Here is a 1356-nt window from a genome sequence, read left to right on the forward strand (position 1 = left end):
AAGTCGATGATCCTTCAATGCTGCCTCCCGATCTCTGCGGAAAGCGCCAGTTGTTGCGCGGTAATGACGCGCAAGCGTGCTTCCAGCTCGACACGCTTATGGCAGTGTGGCCGGAGCGCATGGATACGCTGCTGCAAGGTGTTACGCTCTATCTGGAGCCGTTCGATCTCGGCCAATTCCGGCGCGATAAACAAAGGAAGATTAACCAGAGGTGCGGATTGCTGAACCATCATCATGCCCTCACCATTGCCAAAACACGCATGGCGCGCTTTATTGGAGGAAATTTCAGGGGGTTGATATGAAACTGGCATTGGCCGGATTGGTACTTTTGGCGAGCAGCGCGATTGCCTCGTCCGCAAATTTTGACGAACAGAAAGTCGCTAACGACCTCGGTACTGTTCTTGCCGCTGAAGAAGCTTGCGGTCTGAGTTACGACCAAGATGCGATACAAAAGTACGTCACCGAAATTGTTCCAAGTGACGTGACTAGTTTTCCCGGAACTTTGGGACTGTGGACGCGCACCCGAAAAGATCAGATGCAAACGATGACAGGCTCCGAGAAGACTGCGCAATGTGCGTCCATCAAGAACATCGCAAAGACCTACGGCTTCATTAAATAGCCGCGCCGCCCGCCCGGATTTCTCCCGGCGAATTGATATCATTTTTGATATGGCGCGGATCGTGAAAATCACGGCCGCGCCACTTTTCTGATTTCTGCGCCAAGCGCATTCATGACCGGCTGCCAGTGCTGCGGCTCTAGCTCTTCAAAATCGAACTGGTCATCCAGACTTAGAACAGCCCGAACATAGCGGGTGAAGCTTCCCGGTTCCGGCAGTCTGCCTTGCTGCGAAAGAACGCTCCATTGCGCAGAGGCCACCTTCGCTCCGTCTGCGCGCCTCCAGCCCTGCATAAACATATCTTCTAGCCAGACCGGCCCGACTTCGCGTTCGATCCACTTCTTGATGCTCTCGATCGCTATGCGCGCATCAGCCCAATCATGAACGAAACGAACATGATCGATTTTCGTCTGGCGCTTCACGAAGGCCAGCAAAGCTTCATCGGCAGGGTTATCGAAAACTCCAAGGTTCCAGCCTGCGATCCAGAGCGCCTGGAGCTTTCCGGCGAACTTGCCTTCAAGGCGCTTTCGAGACCCCTTTGAAGCGGGTTTGAAGCCCTGGCGACGAAACTCATCAATCAACTTCAGCCGCTCGCCTTCAGTCATGGCCGCAGACGAATGCTTGCCGGTGACACGAATGCAGATCGCGCGATAGGTATCGTCGTCAAGGTCCAGCTGCTTTTTCGCAACGTGTATGGCGGCGGTGGTCCTCATGCTACACCTGCCTTGCCACGCCTCTTC

At 54.6% G+C, this 1356-nt stretch carries 3 protein-coding genes; 2 read left to right on the forward strand and 1 reads right to left on the reverse strand.

Annotated features, from left to right (window positions below):
• Together KWJ32_RS28050 and KWJ32_RS28055 are read left to right on the forward strand one after the other, a co-directional pair.
• Positions 1-302: hypothetical protein (locus KWJ32_RS28050; protein ID WP_256886623.1), on the forward strand; the 302-nt coding region annotated here is incomplete at its 5' end.
• The gene (locus KWJ32_RS28055; protein WP_171380729.1) at positions 299-619 is read left to right on the forward strand and encodes a signal recognition particle; all 321 of its coding nucleotides are present in this window, start codon (positions 299-301) and stop codon (positions 617-619) included. The genes KWJ32_RS28050 and KWJ32_RS28055, both read left to right, overlap by 4 nt.
• A gap of 68 nt (positions 620-687) precedes the next feature.
• Here KWJ32_RS28055 and KWJ32_RS28060 read toward each other — a convergent pair whose 3' ends face one another.
• Entirely contained in the window at positions 688-1329 is a 642-nt protein-coding gene (locus tag KWJ32_RS28060) for a regulatory protein GemA (protein ID WP_256886624.1), read from the reverse strand.
• Positions 1330-1356 lie beyond the last annotated feature (27 nt).

The sequence above is a fragment of the Ochrobactrum sp. BTU2 genome (assembly GCF_024539785.1).
In the GTDB taxonomy this organism is placed as follows: Bacteria; Pseudomonadota; Alphaproteobacteria; order Rhizobiales; family Rhizobiaceae; genus Brucella; species Brucella anthropi.

What these genes read in the sequence shown, in the direction of transcription:
- KWJ32_RS28055 (WP_171380729.1), top strand. Translation starts at nt 299, where the DNA reads ATGAAACTGGCATTGGCCGGATTGGTACTTTTGGCGAGCAGCGCGATT.
- KWJ32_RS28060 (WP_256886624.1), bottom strand. Translation starts at nt 1,329, where the DNA reads ATGAGGACCACCGCCGCCATACACGTTGCGAAAAAGCAGCTGGACCTT.